This window comes from Streptomyces sp. WAC06614, from assembly GCF_003949795.1.
Lineage (GTDB): Bacteria > Actinomycetota > Actinomycetes > Streptomycetales > Streptomycetaceae > Streptomyces.
Window position 1 is genome coordinate 1 of record NZ_RPRY01000730.1, and the last position, 897, is coordinate 897.

At 75.3% G+C, this 897-nt stretch carries 2 pseudogenes; both read right to left on the reverse strand.

The window, feature by feature from the left end:
- A pseudogene (locus EF918_RS36175) lies at positions 1-257 on the reverse strand (hypothetical protein); the annotation flags it as partial.
- 188 nt (positions 258-445) lie between these two features.
- Positions 446-847, reverse strand: a pseudogene (locus EF918_RS36180) (winged helix-turn-helix transcriptional regulator); the annotation flags it as partial.
- Positions 848-897: the final 50 nt, after the last annotated feature.

Here is an 897-nt window from a genome sequence, read left to right on the forward strand (position 1 = left end):
CCGGGTACCTGCTGGGGGCGGGTCACGCCGAGCACCTCGACGTCCTGGCCGCCCTGGGGGACGTAGCTGACGGGCACCTCCCGGCCGTCCACGAGCAGCCGGCCGACCTCGGTGAGCGGGACGCCGGCGGATTCGACGACGTGGCCGAGGCTGGAGGCGCCGTCGGTGGGGGTCGGTACGCGGTCGGCGCGGCGGTTCGGGGCGGCGAACAGGCGCAGTTCGGGGGCGAGGGTGAGGTGGATGTCAGGACCGTTCACGGGGCCAGCATGCCACTGCTTCCCGGCGGGGCGGGCCAGCTTTTCCCCGGCCGAGCCCCGGCCGGCCGTCCGGCCCGAGCCCCGGCCGGCCGTCCGGCCCGAGCCCCGGCCGGCCGTCCGGCCCGAGCCCCGGCCGGCCGGCCCGGGGGCCGCCTGGCCCTGGTGGGCTCGGTGCGGGTGGGGTGGGGTCAGGCGGCCGTTTCGGAGGAACGGGCGTCGTACGTGGTGCGGTGGTCGGTCACTTCGTCGAAGTGGTTCTCGGCCCAGAGCTTCACGGAGGACAGCAGGCAGGCGAGGCTGGCGCCGAGGTCGGTGAGGCGGTAGTCGACGCGGACCGGGACGGTCGGGGTGACCGTGCGGGTGACCAGGCCGTCGCGCTCCAGGGAGCGCAGGGTCTGGGTGAGCATCTTCTGGCTGACCCCGGGGATGCGCCGCCCGAGCTCGCTGTAGCGCATGGTCGTGCCGTCGGCCTCGCGCAGGGCGCTGACGATCAGGCCGACCCACTTGTCGCTGATCCGGGCCAGGAGCTGGCTGGTGGGGCACTCCTTGAGGAAGGCGTCGTAGGCGGCGCGGGCCTCGTCGCGGCGCCTACGACGCCTTCCTCAAGGAGTGCCCCACCAGCCAGCTCCTGGCCCGGATC